The organism is Tenacibaculum sp. DPLXC6, assembly GCF_056815515.1.
Genome location: NZ_CP141806.1, coordinates 2,350,889 through 2,367,541, shown reverse-complemented (window position 1 = coordinate 2,367,541; position 16,653 = coordinate 2,350,889). Strand labels below are relative to the sequence as shown.

General features: G+C 31.1%; 17 protein-coding genes. 9 read left to right on the top strand and 8 right to left on the bottom strand.

Going from position 1 to position 16,653, the window contains the following annotated elements:
- The first annotated feature begins 125 nt into the window (after nt 1-125).
- The 5 genes from trhO to dinB all read left to right on the top strand — a co-directional run bounded on the left by trhO (nt 126) and on the right by dinB (nt 4,241).
- Nucleotides 126-1,157, top strand: a complete 1,032-nt coding sequence (trhO, locus tag VCM48_RS10705; RefSeq protein ID WP_274638942.1) for an oxygen-dependent tRNA uridine(34) hydroxylase TrhO — start codon at nt 126-128, stop codon at nt 1,155-1,157.
- Nucleotides 1,157-2,404, top strand: coding sequence for a peptidase U32 family protein (locus VCM48_RS10700; protein ID WP_482270494.1), 1,248 nt, complete (start codon nt 1,157-1,159; stop codon nt 2,402-2,404). Before trhO ends, VCM48_RS10700 begins: the two co-directional genes overlap by 1 nt.
- Nucleotides 2,404-2,634, top strand: a complete 231-nt coding sequence (locus tag VCM48_RS10695; protein WP_440120463.1) for a ferredoxin — start codon at nt 2,404-2,406, stop codon at nt 2,632-2,634. The genes VCM48_RS10700 and VCM48_RS10695 overlap by 1 nt, the downstream gene beginning before the upstream one ends.
- A 116-nt stretch (nt 2,635-2,750) precedes the next feature.
- On the top strand, nt 2,751-3,149 hold the full coding sequence (locus VCM48_RS10690) for an ACT domain-containing protein (protein ID WP_274638940.1): 399 nt from the start codon (nt 2,751-2,753) through the stop codon (nt 3,147-3,149).
- Nucleotides 3,150-3,158: 9 nt separating this feature from the next.
- Nucleotides 3,159-4,241, top strand: a complete 1,083-nt coding sequence (gene dinB / locus VCM48_RS10685) for a DNA polymerase IV (RefSeq protein WP_482270493.1) — start codon at nt 3,159-3,161, stop codon at nt 4,239-4,241.
- Here the strand turns inward: dinB and VCM48_RS10680 are convergent.
- From VCM48_RS10680 to rplU, 4 genes are all read right to left on the bottom strand, one after another.
- Entirely contained in the window at nt 4,238-6,160 is a 1,923-nt protein-coding gene (locus VCM48_RS10680; protein ID WP_482270492.1) for a tetratricopeptide repeat-containing sensor histidine kinase, read from the bottom strand. The genes dinB and VCM48_RS10680 overlap by 4 nt on opposite strands.
- A complete protein-coding gene (locus VCM48_RS10675) occupies nt 6,161-6,898 on the bottom strand; it encodes a LytR/AlgR family response regulator transcription factor (RefSeq protein WP_274638937.1) in 738 nt (245 codons plus the stop codon). It abuts the gene before it with no gap.
- A gap of 370 nt (nt 6,899-7,268) precedes the next feature.
- On the bottom strand, nt 7,269-7,529 hold the full coding sequence (rpmA, locus tag VCM48_RS10670) for a 50S ribosomal protein L27 (RefSeq protein ID WP_028891690.1): 261 nt from the start codon (nt 7,527-7,529) through the stop codon (nt 7,269-7,271).
- A 22-nt stretch (nt 7,530-7,551) separates the two neighbouring features.
- Entirely contained in the window at nt 7,552-8,037 is a 486-nt protein-coding gene (gene rplU, locus VCM48_RS10665) for a 50S ribosomal protein L21 (RefSeq protein WP_274638936.1), read from the bottom strand.
- Nucleotides 8,038-8,245: 208 nt separating this feature from the next.
- Here rplU and VCM48_RS10660 point away from each other — a divergent pair, with 208 nt between their 5' ends.
- Entirely contained in the window at nt 8,246-9,562 is a 1,317-nt protein-coding gene (locus tag VCM48_RS10660; protein WP_274638935.1) for a M16 family metallopeptidase, read from the top strand.
- Between the two features lie 19 nt (nt 9,563-9,581).
- Nucleotides 9,582-11,630 (top strand): insulinase family protein, encoded by a 2,049-nt coding sequence (locus VCM48_RS10655; protein ID WP_482270491.1) that lies wholly within the window; start codon nt 9,582-9,584, stop codon nt 11,628-11,630.
- A gap of 79 nt (nt 11,631-11,709) precedes the next feature.
- Here the strand turns inward: VCM48_RS10655 and VCM48_RS10650 are convergent, their stop codons facing one another.
- On the bottom strand, nt 11,710-12,582 hold the full coding sequence (locus VCM48_RS10650; RefSeq protein WP_121146409.1) for a DMT family transporter: 873 nt from the start codon (nt 12,580-12,582) through the stop codon (nt 11,710-11,712).
- Between the two features lie 89 nt (nt 12,583-12,671).
- Here VCM48_RS10650 and VCM48_RS10645 point away from each other — a divergent pair, with 89 nt between their 5' ends.
- Nucleotides 12,672-13,151 (top strand): cation transporter, encoded by a 480-nt coding sequence (locus VCM48_RS10645; protein ID WP_482270490.1) that lies wholly within the window; start codon nt 12,672-12,674, stop codon nt 13,149-13,151.
- An 85-nt stretch (nt 13,152-13,236) separates the two neighbouring features.
- Complete coding sequence (locus tag VCM48_RS10640) at nt 13,237-14,250, top strand: COX15/CtaA family protein (protein WP_482270489.1); 1,014 nt, start codon at nt 13,237-13,239, stop codon at nt 14,248-14,250.
- A 13-nt stretch (nt 14,251-14,263) separates the two neighbouring features.
- Here the strand turns inward: VCM48_RS10640 and VCM48_RS10635 are convergent, their stop codons facing one another.
- Genes VCM48_RS10635 through gldE form a run of 3 tightly spaced genes read right to left on the bottom strand, consistent with a single transcriptional unit; the run spans nt 14,264 to nt 16,643 of the window.
- Nucleotides 14,264-14,740, bottom strand: a complete 477-nt coding sequence (locus VCM48_RS10635; protein ID WP_482270488.1) for a hypothetical protein — start codon at nt 14,738-14,740, stop codon at nt 14,264-14,266.
- Nucleotides 14,741-14,767: 27 nt separating this feature from the next.
- Complete coding sequence (gldD, locus tag VCM48_RS10630) at nt 14,768-15,322, bottom strand: gliding motility lipoprotein GldD (RefSeq protein ID WP_482270487.1); 555 nt, start codon at nt 15,320-15,322, stop codon at nt 14,768-14,770.
- Entirely contained in the window at nt 15,315-16,643 is a 1,329-nt protein-coding gene (gene gldE / locus VCM48_RS10625; RefSeq protein ID WP_274638929.1) for a gliding motility-associated protein GldE, read from the bottom strand. The genes gldD and gldE overlap by 8 nt, the downstream gene beginning before the upstream one ends.
- Between the last annotated feature and the right edge of the window lie 10 nt (nt 16,644-16,653).

Sequence of the window (16,653 nt, the reverse complement as noted above, 5' to 3'; positions counted from 1 at the left end):
TTTAAAATTATATCACTTTTGATTAAAAAGTGTTGTTTTAAACAGTAAAACTCAAAAAATCAGTACATTTGCACCGATTTTTTATTAAAATCATAACATATTTGTTTAACTTAAAAAAGTATAGCATGCAACTGTACAACAAGTTAAGCGCTGAAGAACGCGCTAAATTAATAGACGATGCGGGTAAAGACCGTATTACCATTTCATTCTATCAATATCATAAGATAGAAAATCCAACTTTATTTAGAAATAAATTATTCCTTGAGTGGAATGAGCTAGATGTTTTAGGAAGAACGTATGTTTCTTACGAAGGAATCAATGCTCAAATATCTGTACCATCTGAAAACTTTTTAGCTTTAAAAGATCAGTTAGATAGTATTTCTTTTTTAAATGGAATTCGTTTGAATGTTGCCATTGAACACGACAACAAATCCTTTTTAAAACTAAAAGTAAAAGTTCGTAACAAGATTGTTGCTGACGGATTAAATGACGACACTTTTGATGTTACTGATAAAGGAGTGCACCTAAATGCAAAAGAGTTTAATGAAATGCTAGCAAACCCTAATACTGTTTGTGTAGATATGCGTAATCATTACGAAAGTGAAATTGGACATTTTGATGGGGCTGTAACTCCAGATGTAGATACGTTTAGAGATTCTTTAGATATTATTGAAGAAGATTTAAAAGACCATAAAGAAGACAAAAACTTATTAATGTATTGTACTGGTGGTATTCGATGTGAAAAAGCATCTGCTTACTACAAACATAAAGGTTTTAAAAATGTTTTTCAGTTAGAAGGAGGTATTATAGAATATACACGTCAAGTAAAATCAGAAGGTTTAGAGAACAAGTTTTTAGGAAAGAATTTTGTTTTTGACCATAGAAGAGCTGAAAAGATTTCTGATGATGTAATTGCTAATTGTCACCAATGCGGAAAACCTTGCGACACCCATACTAACTGTGCTAACGAAGGTTGTCACTTACTATTTATTCAGTGTGATGAATGTGCTGAGAAAATGGAAAACACCTGTTCTCCTGAATGTCAAGACATCATTCATTTACCATACGAAGAACAAAAAGAATTGCGTAAAGGAAAACACGCAAGTAATAAAATATTTAAAAAAGGACGTTCAGAAGCTTTAAAATTTAAAAAGTAATGCAAAAGATTGAGTTAATGGCTCCTGCTGGTAATTTTGAATCGTTACAAGCTGCTTTAGATAATGGATGTGATTCTATATACTTTGGTGTAGAGCAATTAAATATGCGTGCTCGAGCGTCTATCAATTTTACCTTAGATGATTTAGAAGAGATTTCTCGTAGATGTACTGAGAAAAATGTTCGTACGTATTTAACATTAAATACTATTGTATACGATCATGATTTATCTATCGTAAAAACCTTAATCAAAAGAGCTAAAGAAGCTAATATTACTGCCGTAATAGCTATGGATCAAGCTGTAATTGCAATAGCTAGAGCTGAAGGTATGGAGGTTCATATTTCTACTCAAATTAATATCACCAACATTGAAACAGTTAAGTTTTATGCTATGTTTGCTGATACTGTAGTATTGAGTAGAGAACTAAGTTTACGTCAGGTAAAAAAGATTACAGAGCAGATTGAAAAAGAAGAAATCAAAGGGCCTTCTGGTCGTTTGTTAGAAATTGAAATTTTTGGTCACGGAGCACTTTGTATGGCGGTTTCTGGAAAATGTTATATGAGTTTACATTCACATAATTCATCAGCAAACAGAGGTGCATGTAAACAAAATTGCCGCAAAAAATATACGGTAATTGACCAGGAATCTGGTTTTGAAATGGAATTAGACAATGAATATATCATGTCTCCAAAAGATTTATGTACCATCGATTTCTTAGATCAGGTTGCAGATGCTGGAATTAAAGTATTGAAGATTGAAGGTCGTGGACGTGCACCAGAATATGTAGCTAAAGTTATTAAGTGCTATCGTGATGCTATTGATAGTTTATATGACGGAACCTACGATAAAGAGAAGGTGATTAGCTGGATGCAAGAACTGGAGAAAGTATACAATCGTGGTTTTTGGAATGGCTATTATTTAGGACAAAAGTTAGGTGAGTGGAGTAAAGAACCTGGTTCGCATGCTACTCAAAAGAAGGTGTATTTAGGAAAAGGAATGCACTATTTCCCTAAAGCAGAAGTTGGAGAGTTTAAGATTGAAGCATACGATTTAGCAATTGGTGATACCATTTTAATTACAGGGCCAACAACAGGTGCTCAAGAAATGGAATTAAAGAGCATGTTTGTAAATGACAAAGAAGCACAAACCGCTACCAAAGGTGATGAAGTTACGATGAAGTTAGATTTCAGAATTCGTCCTTCAGACAAATTATATAAAATTGTAAAAACCGAATTTGCTAAAAACTAATGGTTGTAATTACCTTACAAAGAAACAAATGTATTGGCTGTAATTATTGTGTTGAGTTAGCTCCGGCACAATTTCAAATGTCTAAAAAAGACGGGAAATCAGTTTTATTACATTCCGCAGAAAAGAAAGGTTTCTTTACTATAAAATCTCACGACGACAGTATTTTTGAAGCTGCTCACGAAGCAAAAAAAGCTTGTCCGGTGAAAATTATTGAAGTAAAACAAGTATAGTTTTAGAGAAAAGACCGCTTCGCTGTTAGAAAAAAGAATCAAGACTAACAAAAAGCTCTCTTACGAGGGCTTTAGTTGTTTTAAAAAAAGCTGTAATTTTATCTAAAATAGATAGCATGTCTGGAGAAATGAATTTATCAGTTCTTATTAAAGAAATGAAACCTTTTGTAAACAAAGGAGAGTATGTTTTTACTTCGGTACAGGAAACATCCAATATCCATACAAAAGATATAATTGGAATGTTTAAAGAATTGGAAGGAATGACTTTAATTCTGGAAAAGGAAGTTGCAGATAATTTAGGTTTAGATTACAGTTTTAAAGCATCCTGGATTACTTTAAAAATTCATTCTGCTTTAGATGCGGTTGGCTTAACCGCTGCTTTTTCTTCAGAATTAGCAAAACATAATGTAAGTTGTAATGTTGTTGCTGGTTTTTATCATGATCATATTTTTGTAGACAAAAAAGACGAAGCAAAAACTATTGATGTTTTAACCAATCTATCGAAATCAGTTTAGCTTGTATTCATGGAATTACAACCTCCTTTTCGTAAAATTATTCATGTGGATATGGATGCTTTTTATGCATCTGTAGAGCAATTGGATAATCCTGAATTGCAAGGAAAACCTGTTGCTGTTGGTGGTAGCGAAATACGTGGTGTGGTTTCGGCGGCAAGCTATGAAGCTAGAAAGTTTGGGGTTCGTTCTGCAATGAGTGGAGTATTAGCAAAACAAAAGTGTCCGCACATCATTTTTGTACCTCCTAGATTTGATCGCTACAAAGAAATTTCCTCAAAAATTAGAAAAATCTTTTACGATTATACCGACTTGGTAGAGCCTTTATCTTTGGATGAAGCTTATTTAGATGTTACTGAAAATAAGAAAGGAAATCCATCTGCTAGTATGATTGCTCAAGAAATTCGTCAGCGAATTTGGGAAGAATTAGAATTACGAGCATCCGCAGGCATCTCTATCAATAAATTTATAGCTAAGGTAGCTTCTGACATTAACAAACCTAATGGACAAAAAACCATCAATCCAGAAGAAGTTATAGAGTTTCTAGAGCAATTACCTGTAAATAAATTTTATGGAGTAGGAAAAGTTACCGCTGCCAAAATGCACAACCTTGGCATTTTTACAGGTTTGGATTTGAAACAAAAATCATTAGAAGAACTCAGTAAATTGTTTGGAAAATCAGGAGTGCATTATTACAATATTGTTAGAGGTATTCATAATTCGGAAGTGAAGCCAAATCGCGTTAGAAAATCAATTGCTGCCGAAACTACTTTTCGAGAAAACTTATCTTCAGAGGTTTTTATGTTAGAGCGTCTTGATAAAATTGCTGACGAATTGGAACGTCGAATGAAAAAATCGAATACCAAAGGAAAAACAGTAACTCTTAAAATTAAATACAGCGATTTTACGCAACAAACCCGTAGTAAAACTACCACCCATTACCTTCAGCTAAAAAAGGAGTTCTATCCTATCGTAAAAGAGTTATTATACCAAGACACACTTAACAACTCTGTCCGTTTATTAGGCATTTCTTTTAGCAACTTAAATACAGAGAAAAAAGAACCTGTTTGGGTTCAATTGCGTTTTGATTTTTAAAGTATTGGTATTTTCAACGAAACTTTGGTTCCTTTCGGATTTCCTTCTTCGTCAATTATATCTGTATAAATTAATGAATAGTTATTTGCATACTCATTAGCAAAGTTTCGCAATCGTTCTTTAGTTAAATCTATACCTATAGACCTACGATTTAACGATTTGTTTTTTCTAATTTTCATAGCAGCATCCCTACCAATTCCATTATCTACAATATCAATTTGTATAAACTCATCTGATATTTTTGTAACCGATAATGAAACTTCTTTTTTTCCTTTCTTAGATGAAAGTCCATGCCAAATAGAGTTTTCTAAAAAAGGTTGCAATATTAATGGTGGAACTTTTATCCTTTCTATGTTTACATTTGGATCAATATTTTCAATGTAATTCACTTCATTTGATAATCGAATGTTCTCGATACTCATATATAAATTCATTGTTTTTAGCTCTTCACTTAACGTTACTTCCTTAACAGATGAAGACTCCAAAATGCTGCGAATTAGTTTTGAAAATTTATTTAAATAATATACTGCGTTCTTCTGTTCATTATTTATAACATAGAGCTTAATAGAGTTTAACGCATTAAATACAAAATGCGGATTCATTTGAATTCTTAAAGCTTCCTGTTCTAGCATTAATATTTTCTTGTCATTATTTAATAAACGTTGCCTATACATAGAATATAACAACACGCCTAATAACGCTATAGAAACTAATGCAATAATTAAAACATTTCTATTTCGTAATAATTTTAGTTTTGCTATTTCATTCTCTTTTGCTAAATTTTTTATCTTATTTCTGCTTACCTCATTATCATATTTATTAATAAGGTTGTTTACGTATAGTATATTTTTATCATTAAACGTTTTACGCTCTCCTTCAATAGCTTTCTTATAAAAACTATACGCTTTTTCATAATTTTTTTGTTTCTCATACAGCTCAGACAAGTGCAAGTTAGATTGATTAATTCCTGAAGGAATTTTATGCTTATTAGCTACCTCTAAACCTTTTTCTAAATATACTTTTGCTTTATCTAAACTATCTAACTTTAATTGTACGTTTCCAAACGTAACATACACATCAGATGTGTAATATTGGTTTCCTATTTCCTCAGAAAGATCTACCACTTCACTTATATAGTTGTACGCTTCCTCATACTTTCCTTGCAGTAGTAAAACATTACTAATACTATTATGACAAATAACTTTTCCTATACTTGAGTTATTCTCTATATTATATTGTAAAGATTTATTATAGTGTTCTAACGCAGCATCTATATCTCCTAAATTTTGAAAAGCAAGCCCCATATTTTGGTGATTAATAGCCAACCCTCTTTTGTCTTCAGTTTTTTCTTGAATTAAAATTGCTTTTTTAAACTTTTCTAAAGCTAGTTGGTATTGCTTAAGAGCCAGATAAATATTACCAATACTATTGTTTGATATACTTATGCTTATTTTAGTATCAACATCTGGAATCTCAATTTTATCCGCTAATTCGAGTGCCATTTGATGATAATTTAAGGCATTTCTAATCTTATCTTGCCTTCTATATACAACTCCTATTTGATTGAGTGTAACAATTTCTGCATTTACGTCCTCTATTTCTCTTGATAACTCAAGAGCTTTCATATAATTCTCTATTGAACTATCAAAAAAAGAGTTGTTTCTGTAGTGCCTTCCTAGTAAGTTATAAGCATATACCTCACCTAACCTATACTCTTTTTTTTGACTTTCACTTAAAAGAAAGTCTATATCTTCTTTATTAAATCGTTTACGTTGAAAAAAACGATATAAATCATAATAATCATCTATCTTTTTTTCTATTGCCAGCTGTATTAAATTATCTACGTTCTTCTTCTCTTCTTGTGAAAAACAAGAAAACGATACATAAAATAAAAAGATGATTATAATTAATTTTTTCATTTAAAATTTTTCTAAGAAATCCGATTTTCTTTGTCTAGAAACAGGAATTTTATGGTTATTTTCTAATACAACATAACCATCAGACTTTAAAAACTCTTTTATTTTATTTAAGTTAATTATATATGAATTATGTATTCTAAAAAAATGATCTTCTGGAAGAAGTAAATTTATTTCTTTTAGTTTTTTTGTAACTACAATTTTCTTATTCGCTCCAGTAGTATAGATTGTTGAATAATTACCATCAGACTCTACAAATAAAATTTCATCTTGAGATAAAAAGACTAGTTTACCATCTGTATTAATAGTTATTTTTCTTCTATTGAATTTTTCATTAAAGCTTGATAATATTTTTTCAACCTTTTCGGTATTATTATTCTTCTTATAGTGTTGTTTAACTCTACCTATCGTTTCCTCCAAATCATCAGAATCAATAGGTTTAAGGAGATAATCTATCGCTTGATTCTTCAATGCCTTAATTGCATATTCATTATATGCTGTTGTAATAATTACGGCAAAATCTTTATTCTCAATTTTCTCTAACAATTGAAAACCATCCATCGTGGGCATTTCAATGTCTAGAAAAAGACAATCAATACTATTCTCATTTATAAACTTAATTGCTTTCTCAGCAACCGTGAATGTTTCTATGATTTCTATATCATTCCCAAAGCTTGATAGTTCCCAAGAAAGTCCCTGTATTGCTTTTGGTTCATCATCAACTATAACTGCTCTTAACATTTCATGTACATTTATATCAAATGTAACAGATAATATTTTAAAAATAAAATGTAACTAATACGATTTTAGCAAAAAATCAGTTCAAAACTATGTCATAAACATATTTTTTTACCATTTACACAAAAAAACAAACCATTTATACATCCTTTACATTAATAAACGTTCTTTTATATGATATTTGCAGTGTAATACACAAGGGGAATCATATTGATAAATTGGGGGATTAATCAATAATGATATTAAGTTATGAAACACCACTTTAAAGTGGTGTTTTTTTTTATATAAATTCTAATGTTCGTTTATTTATATACACAAAAAAGCTCAACTAAATTTAGTTGAGCTTTTTATCTTATCCTAATCAGTTAGTTTCTTAAGCCTCAAATGGAGTTACAGAAACATATGATTTATTATCTCTTTTCTTTTGGAATTTTACAACACCATCAACTTTAGCATGTAAAGTATGATCTTTACCCATGTAAACATTTTCACCTGGATTGTGTTGAGTTCCTCTTTGACGAACAATAATGTTACCTGCAATAGCAGCTTGTCCTCCAAAAATCTTTACTCCTAATCGTTTCGATTCTGATTCACGACCGTTCTTCGAACTACCGACACCTTTCTTATGAGCCATCTTTGTAAGTTTTTAAAGTTAATTATTTACTTAATGCTTCAATTAATTCTGCTTTCTTTAAAGAAGTGTATCCTGTAATACCTTGTTCTTTAGCTAAAGCTTTTAATTCTGCTACAGTCATTGAACTTAAATCCTTCGATTCTTCTTTTGCTTCAGCCTTAGGAGCTTCTTTCTTAGCAGCTGCCTTTTTTACTCCTGACGCAGAAATTCCTTCGATTTGAATTTCAGTTAAATACTGTCTGTGTCCATTTTTCTTTTTGTAACCTTTTCTTCTTTTCTTTTTGAAAACGATTACTTTATCACCTTTTAAGTGACCTAAAATCTTTGCAGTTACTCCTGCACCTTCTATAGCTGGGGCGCCAATAGTTACGTTTCCTTTATCTTCAATAAGCATTACATTATCAAAAGTTACTTTTGATCCTTCTGCTTCTGGTAAACGGTGTACGTATACTTTTTGGTCTTTTGCTACTTTAAATTGCTGCCCTGCTATCTCTACGATTGCGTACATACTATTTGTTTTGCGTTTATACTTTACTCACACTTCCTTAAATAAAAATGCGGGTGCAAATATACATTTTTTACTTCAAAAAAAAATGTATTACTCAGAAAATTACTCTTTTAGCATAAAAAAGGTTTATTTTTATTATTTCAACTGTAACAAATACTATAACTTCACGTCAAATACACGAAAATCATTAAAAATTAAATTTCAATCAATGAGAAAAAGAGTTATCACTCTAGCTTCAGCTTTGTTGTTAGGCTTATCGGCTAATGCACAAAAAGTTGAGTTTGAAGAGTACGATTTAAGCAACGGAATGCACGTTATTTTGCATCAAGACAATTCTGCTCCTGTTGTTACTGTTGGAGTAATGTACCATGTAGGGTCTAAAGATGAAGAGAATGGGAAAACAGGAATGGCGCATTTTTATGAGCACTTGTTATTTACCGGAACTAAAAATATTGGCCGTGGTGAATGGAATAAAATTGAAGCTGCCAATGGTGGAACTGGTAATGCTAACACTAACTGGGACAGAACCTACTACTACGAAACATTCCCTTCTAATAACTTACAGTTAGGTTTATGGATGGAATCTGAGCGATTATTACATCCAATTATCGACCAAAAAGCTGTAGATACTCAAAACGAGGTGGTAAAAGAAGAAAAACGTCAACGTATGGATAATGCTCCTTATGGGAAAATTATATATGGAGATGTATACAGCCATATTTTTGACAAGCACAATTATGGTAGACCTATGATTGGTTACATTAAAGATTTAGATGCCGCTAAACTGAGTGAATTTCAAGATTTTTACAACAAGTGGTACATGCCAAATAATGCTGTGTTAGTTGTTGCTGGTGATTTTGAAAAAGCTTCAACTAAAAAGTTAATTAAAGATTATTTTGAGCCAATTCCTGCAAGAAAGCTTCCAAAAAGAGACAAGGTAGTTGAGCCTGAAAGAGCTAAAGAAAAACGCGTAAAAGAATACGACTCAAATATTCAATTGCCAGCTATTTTATTAGCACACAAAACTCCTTCAATGAAAGAAAGAGACTCTAAAGTATTGGATGTAATTTCTACTATTTTAAGTAACGGAAAAAGCTCTAGATTGTATAAAAAACTAGTTGACGATAAGAAAAAAGCATTACAAGTATTTTCTTTTGCTCGTAACCTAGAAGATTACAGTGTTTACAACATTGGAGCTATTCCTTTAGGAAAAACATCTTTAGATGATTTAATTAAAGAAATGGATGAAGAAATTGAAAAACTTCAAACAGAGTTAATTTCTGATAGAGACTTACAAAAGGTTCGTAATAAATTTGAAAATCAGTTTGTTGCTTCAAATTCTAGTGTACAAGGTATCGCTAACTCTTTAGCAAGAAATTATATGTTAGTTGGAAACACTAATCAAATTAACAAAGAGTTAGAAGTTATCAACTCTATTACTAAAGAAGAAATTAGAGACGTTGCTAAAAAATATTTAGCTAAAAACCGTCGTGTTGTTATCGAATATTTACCAAAAAAGAAATAATCATCTAAACTGAATTTTAATGAAAACGAAAATATTTTCAATTATCACAATATTATTTCTATCATTAACTGTTTCAGCGCAGATTGATAGAACCCAACAGCCAAAACCAGGTCCAGCTCCTAAAATTAACTTAGGAACTCCTAAAAAGTTTGCTTTACCTAACGGATTGCAAGTTTTAGTGGTTGAAAATCATAAATTACCAAGAGTATCTGCTACATTAACCATTGATAACCCACCAATGTCTTATGGAAATAAAAAAGGTGTTGAGGGCTTATTAAGTGGAATGCTTGGAACAGGATCAAAAAACACTCCTAAAGCAAAGTTTGATGAAGAAGTTGACTTTTTAGGAGCTAACATCTCTTTTTGGGATGAAGGAGCTAGAGCAAGTTCATTATCTAAATACTTTCCAAAAGTATTAGGATTAATGGCTGATGCTGCTTTTAACCCTGTGTTTACTCAAGAAGAATTTGATAAGCAAATGAAGCAATCTCTTGACGGTATAAAAAACAACGCTAAGAGTGTTAAAGCTATTGCTAGTAGAGTTGAAAACGCATTAACGTATGGTAAAAATCACCCTTTTGGAGAGTTTACCTCTGAAGAAACGTTAAAAAATGTTACGTTACAAGATGTTAAAGACTTATACAACAAAACGTATAAGCCTAACAACGCATACTTAATTATAATTGGTGATGTAAACTTTAATGAAATTAAATCACAAGTTAAAGACTTATTTGGAACTTGGAAAAAAGGTGATTTAGTTACTCAAAAATTACCAAAAGTTGAAAATCCAACAACTACTGAGATCAATTTTATTGATATGCCAAATGCTGTTCAGTCTGAGTTATCTATTATTAACGCAGTAGATTTAAAGATGAACGATAAAGACTACTATGCTGCTTTATTAGCTAACCAAATTCTTGGTGGAGGCGGTACTGGTAGATTATACAAAAACCTTCGTGAAGATAAAGGCTACACTTATGGAGCTTATTCAGGAATCGGATCAAGTAGATATGCTTCTCGTTTTAAAACAACTGCATCTGTAAGAAACATGGTTACTGATAGCGCTATGGTTGAAGCGATGAAAGAAATCAACAAAATCCGTTACCAAAAAGCAACTCAAGAAGAGTTAGATATAGCTAAAGCTAAATACATTGGGAACTTTGTTCGTAACGTTGAGAAGCCTCAAACAGTAGCTTCATATGCTTTAAATATTTTAACAAACGACTTACCTGCTGATTATTACAAGAACTACTTAAAAAACATTAATGCTGTAACATTAAACGATGTACAAAATGCAGCAATTAAGTACTTCAAAGGAGACAAAGCTCGTATTATTATTACAGGTAAAGGAATTGATGTTTTAAAGAATTTAGAAAAAACAGCTGATTATAAAATCAACTATTTTGATAAAAACGGAAATCCTACTGAAAAACCTGCAATGAGTTTACCTATTCCTAACGGTGTTACAGCATCTAGTGTAGTGGATGATTATTTTAAAGCTATTGGAGGAAAAGATAAAGTAGCAAACGTAAAATCTGTAATGATTACTTCTAATGCTGCAGTTCAAGGAATGCAATTAAGTTTAGTTCAAAAAAATGCTACTCCAAATAAATCTTCAGTTATCGTTTCTATGATGGGTAATGTGATGCAAAAAGTAGTTTTTGATGGAACTCAAGGATATCAAGAAGTTCAAGGTCAGAAAAAAGAAATGACAGGTGACGAATTAGAAGAAATTAAAAATACTGCTGCTCCTTTTGCTGATAAAGCATATAAATCTGGAACTTTAGATAGAATTGAGCCTATAGACGGAAACAATGCTTATGTTATTAAACATGGTAAAAAAGAAATTTTTTATGATGTAAAGTCTGGATTAAAGGTTAAAGAGGTAAAATCTGCTAAAGGACCACAAGGAGAAATAAAAGTACCTGTTGTTTTTTCAGATTACAAAGAGGTAAACGGAATTAAATTCCCTCATAAAATGATTCAAAAGAATGGACCAATGACTTTTGAGTTCATTACAAAAGAAATTAAAATTAACGAAGGGGTTTCTGATGCTGATTTTAAATAAGTATTAGACCTAAGTCTATAAAAAATGAAAGAGCCAAAATGCAATATTTTGGCTCTTTTTATTTTAAGTAATTTTAAAACTATCTAGCTTTATTTACCAACCAAACTCCAAACAAAATAATCCCTCCTGCCAGTAACTGTATTAAGCTTAGCTTTTCTCCATCAACAATTCCCCAAATTACGGCAACCGCTGGAATTAAATACGTAACTGAAGCTGCAAAAACAGGAGATGATAGATGTACCATTTTATTAAATAGTACTTTTGCTATTCCTGTTCCCACTACTGCTAAAACAGTAATATAACCTAATGCTGAAGTTGTTTCTTCTGTTACTTCAAAAGTTGAAAAGAATCCAGAAAAAGCTAAAACTATAAACGCTGGTATTATCAATAATAAAAAGTTTCCAGTTGTAATTGCCAGTGCATCTAAATCATCTAAATACTTTTTAATCATATTTACATTAAACGCATATCCTATTGAAGCTATTAGTATTAAAACAGCATACCAATAATTTTGATTCGGATTTAATTCAGCTCCTTTCAAAATAAGAATTAAAGTCCCTGCTAACCCAATTAAAACTCCGTAAAACTGTTTTCTTTTAAAAGTAAACCCAAACACCAACGCTCCAAAAATAAACGTATTAAAAGGTGTTAACGAGTTTAAAATAGCTGGTATAGAACTATCTATTTTACTTACAGCAAAAGCAAACAAAAACGCAGGAAAAAAAGTACCCAAAACTGCTGTATATGCAACATATTTCCAGTGCCTCTTTTCTATTCTTTTTAAGCTTTTAAATCCAACTAACAGTAAAAAAACTGCTGTGATTAGCATTCGTAAAGCACCTACTTGAATTGGAGTTAACCCAATTAATGCTTTTTTCATTAAAATAAAAGAGCTTCCCCAAACTAGCGAAAGCACTATTAAAAACAACCATTTTTGTTGTTGACTATTCATTCTCAGTTAATTTAAGCACAAAAGTCGTTTATTTCTGTTTTTAATTTTGAATTTATTGATAAATTTGCTGAATAACTCAATAAATAAAAATGATGAAAATTCATAAAATATTATTTGCATTAGCTTTTGTTAGTTTTTTAGCTGTTGGATGTAAAAATGAAGCTAAAAAAGAAGAGGCTACCAAAGAGCAAAAAACAGAGGTAGCTGCTGACGCTAAAGAACTTTCTTTAAGTATTTCAGGGATGACTTGTGAAATAGGTTGTGCTAGAAAAATAGCTTCTGACTTAAGCAAGAAAGAAGGTGTTTTAGAAGCAAACGTTGTTTTTAACGACAGTATTGCAACTATAAAATACGATGCTAACAAAACAAACAAAGCGGATTTAATTGCTTTTGTAGAAGGAATTGGTAGCGGAGACATGTATAAAGCTTCTGAAGCTACTAAAAAAGCTGATAAGAAATCTTGTGACGCTGATTGTAAAAAAGAATGCTCTACAAAAACTAAGGCTGAAAAAAAGGCATGTAAAGAAGATTGTACTATGGCATGTTGTGCTGAAGCAAAAAAAGCATAATTGTTAATTTAAACAATACCGAAAGCTCCTAAATTAGGAGCTTTTTTTATGCCTTTTAAGTATCTTTGCTAAAACTTTTCATCAAATGAAGAAACATTTTCCTCTCATTGTAAAAATCTCGTTGATTGCTGTATATGTTATTTTTTTAGCTGGTTCTGTTGTTCGTATGACAGGGTCTGGAATGGGATGCCCTGATTGGCCAAAGTGTTTTGGTTATTACATTCCGCCAACTTCTGAAGAACAAATTACTTGGCAACCTGATTCTGAATACAAGAAAGGAATGATTATCGTAAAAGACGAAGCACTATTTGTAGCAGGTCATGATATTAAAACTTCTGAAAAGTTTAATGCCAACAACTGGGAAAAATACACTAAACATAACTACGCTAAATTTAATAAGTTTCATACCTGGACAGAGTATATTAACCGATTAAGTTCTGCTTTAGCAGGAATTCCTTTTTTGTTTTTAATTTTTGTTTCTCTTAAGTTTTGGAAAGAAAACAAACAAATAACACTTCTATCATTTGGTGCTTTCTTCTTGATGTTATTTGAAGCTTGGCTCGGTAAAACTGTTGTAGACTCTAACTTAAAACCAACTATAATTACCATTCACATGGTTGGTGGTTTAGTTATTGTTGCTTTGTTGTTATGGTTATTGTATATAGTTTCCGACCAAAAGAAAACATCTTATAAATACAATTCACTGTTTAGTAAATTAGTAATTCTTTCAGCTATATTTTCATTAATTCAAATTGCCTTAGGAACTCAAGTTCGTCAATTTATTGATGAACAAGTAAAACTACATGGATTTGAAAACAAACATTATAGTTTGATGGATCCGAACATTAAATTTTATATCCACCGTTCATTTACTATAGCTATTGTATTGGTAAACCTTGGATTATTTTACTTAAATCAGGTGAAAAATTTAGGTTACAAGTTAGTAAACTGGATTGTTGCTTTAATCTTTTTAGAAACGATTACAGGTATTTTAATGTACTATGCTGAATTCCCTCTAGGAACACAAGCTGTACACTTGTTATCGGGCGCTATTCTGTTTGGATTACAGTTTTATTTGTGGTTACAGAGTAGAAAGTAATTTAATTAAACAACTATGCTTCTCCGTTTGGTAGAATATAAGAAGTCTTTTTTGTAGATAAATTAATATTAAACCTTATTAATGAGTTTCCTCCATCCATAACTCCATACCATTCCTCCAGTGACCCTAACTCAGGACATTCACCATCAGTCCAAGAAGCATTTGTTAGCACTCTTTTGTTTCCTATCTTATCAAGATAAGGAGATAAAATATACCCATACTCTTTAAAGTTTGGGAGTTTTTTCAATCTATATCCTCCTCTATTCAAATTGCTATTGAACTCAATAAAAGCTTTTTCAATTAACTCATCAATTAAGTCAATATCTTCTTTAGTTAGTTTGTATTCCTTCAAGGAATTATAATACTCATTGTTTAAAGTATCTTTTGAAAAAATACTTTTCAACTCATTAATTGACCTTTCTTCAAAACACATCTTACGATTACAATTAAAGAGAAGAAGTACAAAAAACATAAAGCCAACTTTTCTCATCAATAAGCAATTTTAAAATTTAACATATCAATTTTTCCATTCCAAGGTTTCCATCATATGAATCATATCTTTTTTGATGTATTCAACTGCTGGCAAAATAGAATCATAATTTGGTTTGGTATAAAAGAATAAAGACCCTTTTAAAAAGTGTTTAGAGCTATCTGTTGCATGAAATTGCACTTGTGAAGCAGCGTTACCTAGAATTTGGTATAAACTTCCGTAAACTTTTGTATTTGGATTTGCATATTCTACTGGAGCAGTAATTTGATCTGCTTTAATGGCGTGTTCAAATACTAGTTTCTCAGATTCTATTAATAACTCTCTTAAATTTCCTTCAATAGGACGATACGTAATATCTACCGATGCTTTTAAGCTTGGATACTCAACTTTCATCCAGTTTTTAGGCAAATCTTTAGTTTTAGCTATTTCAGCTGTTTCAAACGTATATGGTTTATTTAGGTTTTCTTTTTTATAAGTTTTATCAGGATATTCTAAACTTAGATAGCCTTTTGGTTTAGGTAAGGTTTCCTCACCACAACTTATTAAAAATATTGCTGATGCCAGCAAAAATAATTTACGCATTTCGGGTAACTTTTACTTGTTTTATACGTTTTTTAGCCAACGCTTCAATAGTAAACGTATAATTACTGAAGTTTATTTTTTCACCTTTTTTAGGAAACTTTCCTGAGACTTCTAAAATAAAACCAGCTATGGTTTCACTTTCTCCTTTAGCCTCTTCAAACTTTTCCTCATCTTCATCTTCTAAGACACGGCAAAAATCTTTAATGGTTATTTTTCCTTCAAAAATATAATTATTTTCATCAAGTTTCGAATAAGTTAGGTCTTCATCATCAAATTCATCATTAATATCTCCTACAATTTCTTCTATTACATCTTCTAATGTTACAATTCCACTAGTTCCACCATATTCATCAACCACAATAGCTAAGTGCTTTTTCATTTCTTGAAACTCCACCAATAAATCGTCCAACTTTTTATTTTCTGGAACAAAAAAAGGTTCTCTCAACAGTTTCTGCCACTTAAATGTTTTCTTGTTTAAATGCTCTAATAAGTCTTTGGCATATAAAACACCAATAATATTATCTACATTCTCATGATACACTGGGTTTCGAGAATATCCATTTTTTAAAATAGTTTTTAACACATCTTCATAACTAGTGTCATCAGCAATAGCACACACATCTGTTCGAGGCTTCATAATTTGTACAGTTTCAGTATTCCCGAAACTTACAATTCCTTCTAAAATCTTTTGTTCTTCTTTAGTCGTTGCATCATCAGATGTTAACTCTAATGCTTGCGACAAACGTTCTACAGAAAGATTATTATTCTTATTTCCTAGCTTGTTTTCAACAACACTTGTTAATCTTATAAGAGGAAGACTTAATGGGGTTAACAAAGTATTTAATACTTGAATAGGCTTAGCCATAAACTCTGCAAATTGCAATGATTTTCTGCTAGCATATACTTTTGGCAATACTTCACCAAACAATAAAATTAAAAAAGTAATGAGTACTATCTCTATAAGAAAAAGGACAGATACGTTAAAAAAGTAAAAGTTTAATTCGTAATCTAACCCCTCAAACAAAACCTTACCAATACTTGCAAAAAGTAACACGATAAGGATATTGATAAAGTTATTAGTGATTAAAATAGTTCCTAATAATTTTTTAGGATCATCGAGTAGTTTTACCACTATATTTTCCTCTTTAGAATTTGCGGAAAGCTCGTCTAATTCAGTTTGTGAAATTGAAAAAAAGGCAACTTCAGTTCCTGAAACTAACGCTGAGCAAACTAATAATAAAAGTAATAATAAACAGTTGATGGTAGTCAACCAGTCAAAACTTGATAATAATAAAAGTAAAGGTTCGGGTTCTGGGTCCAATTTTTAAAAT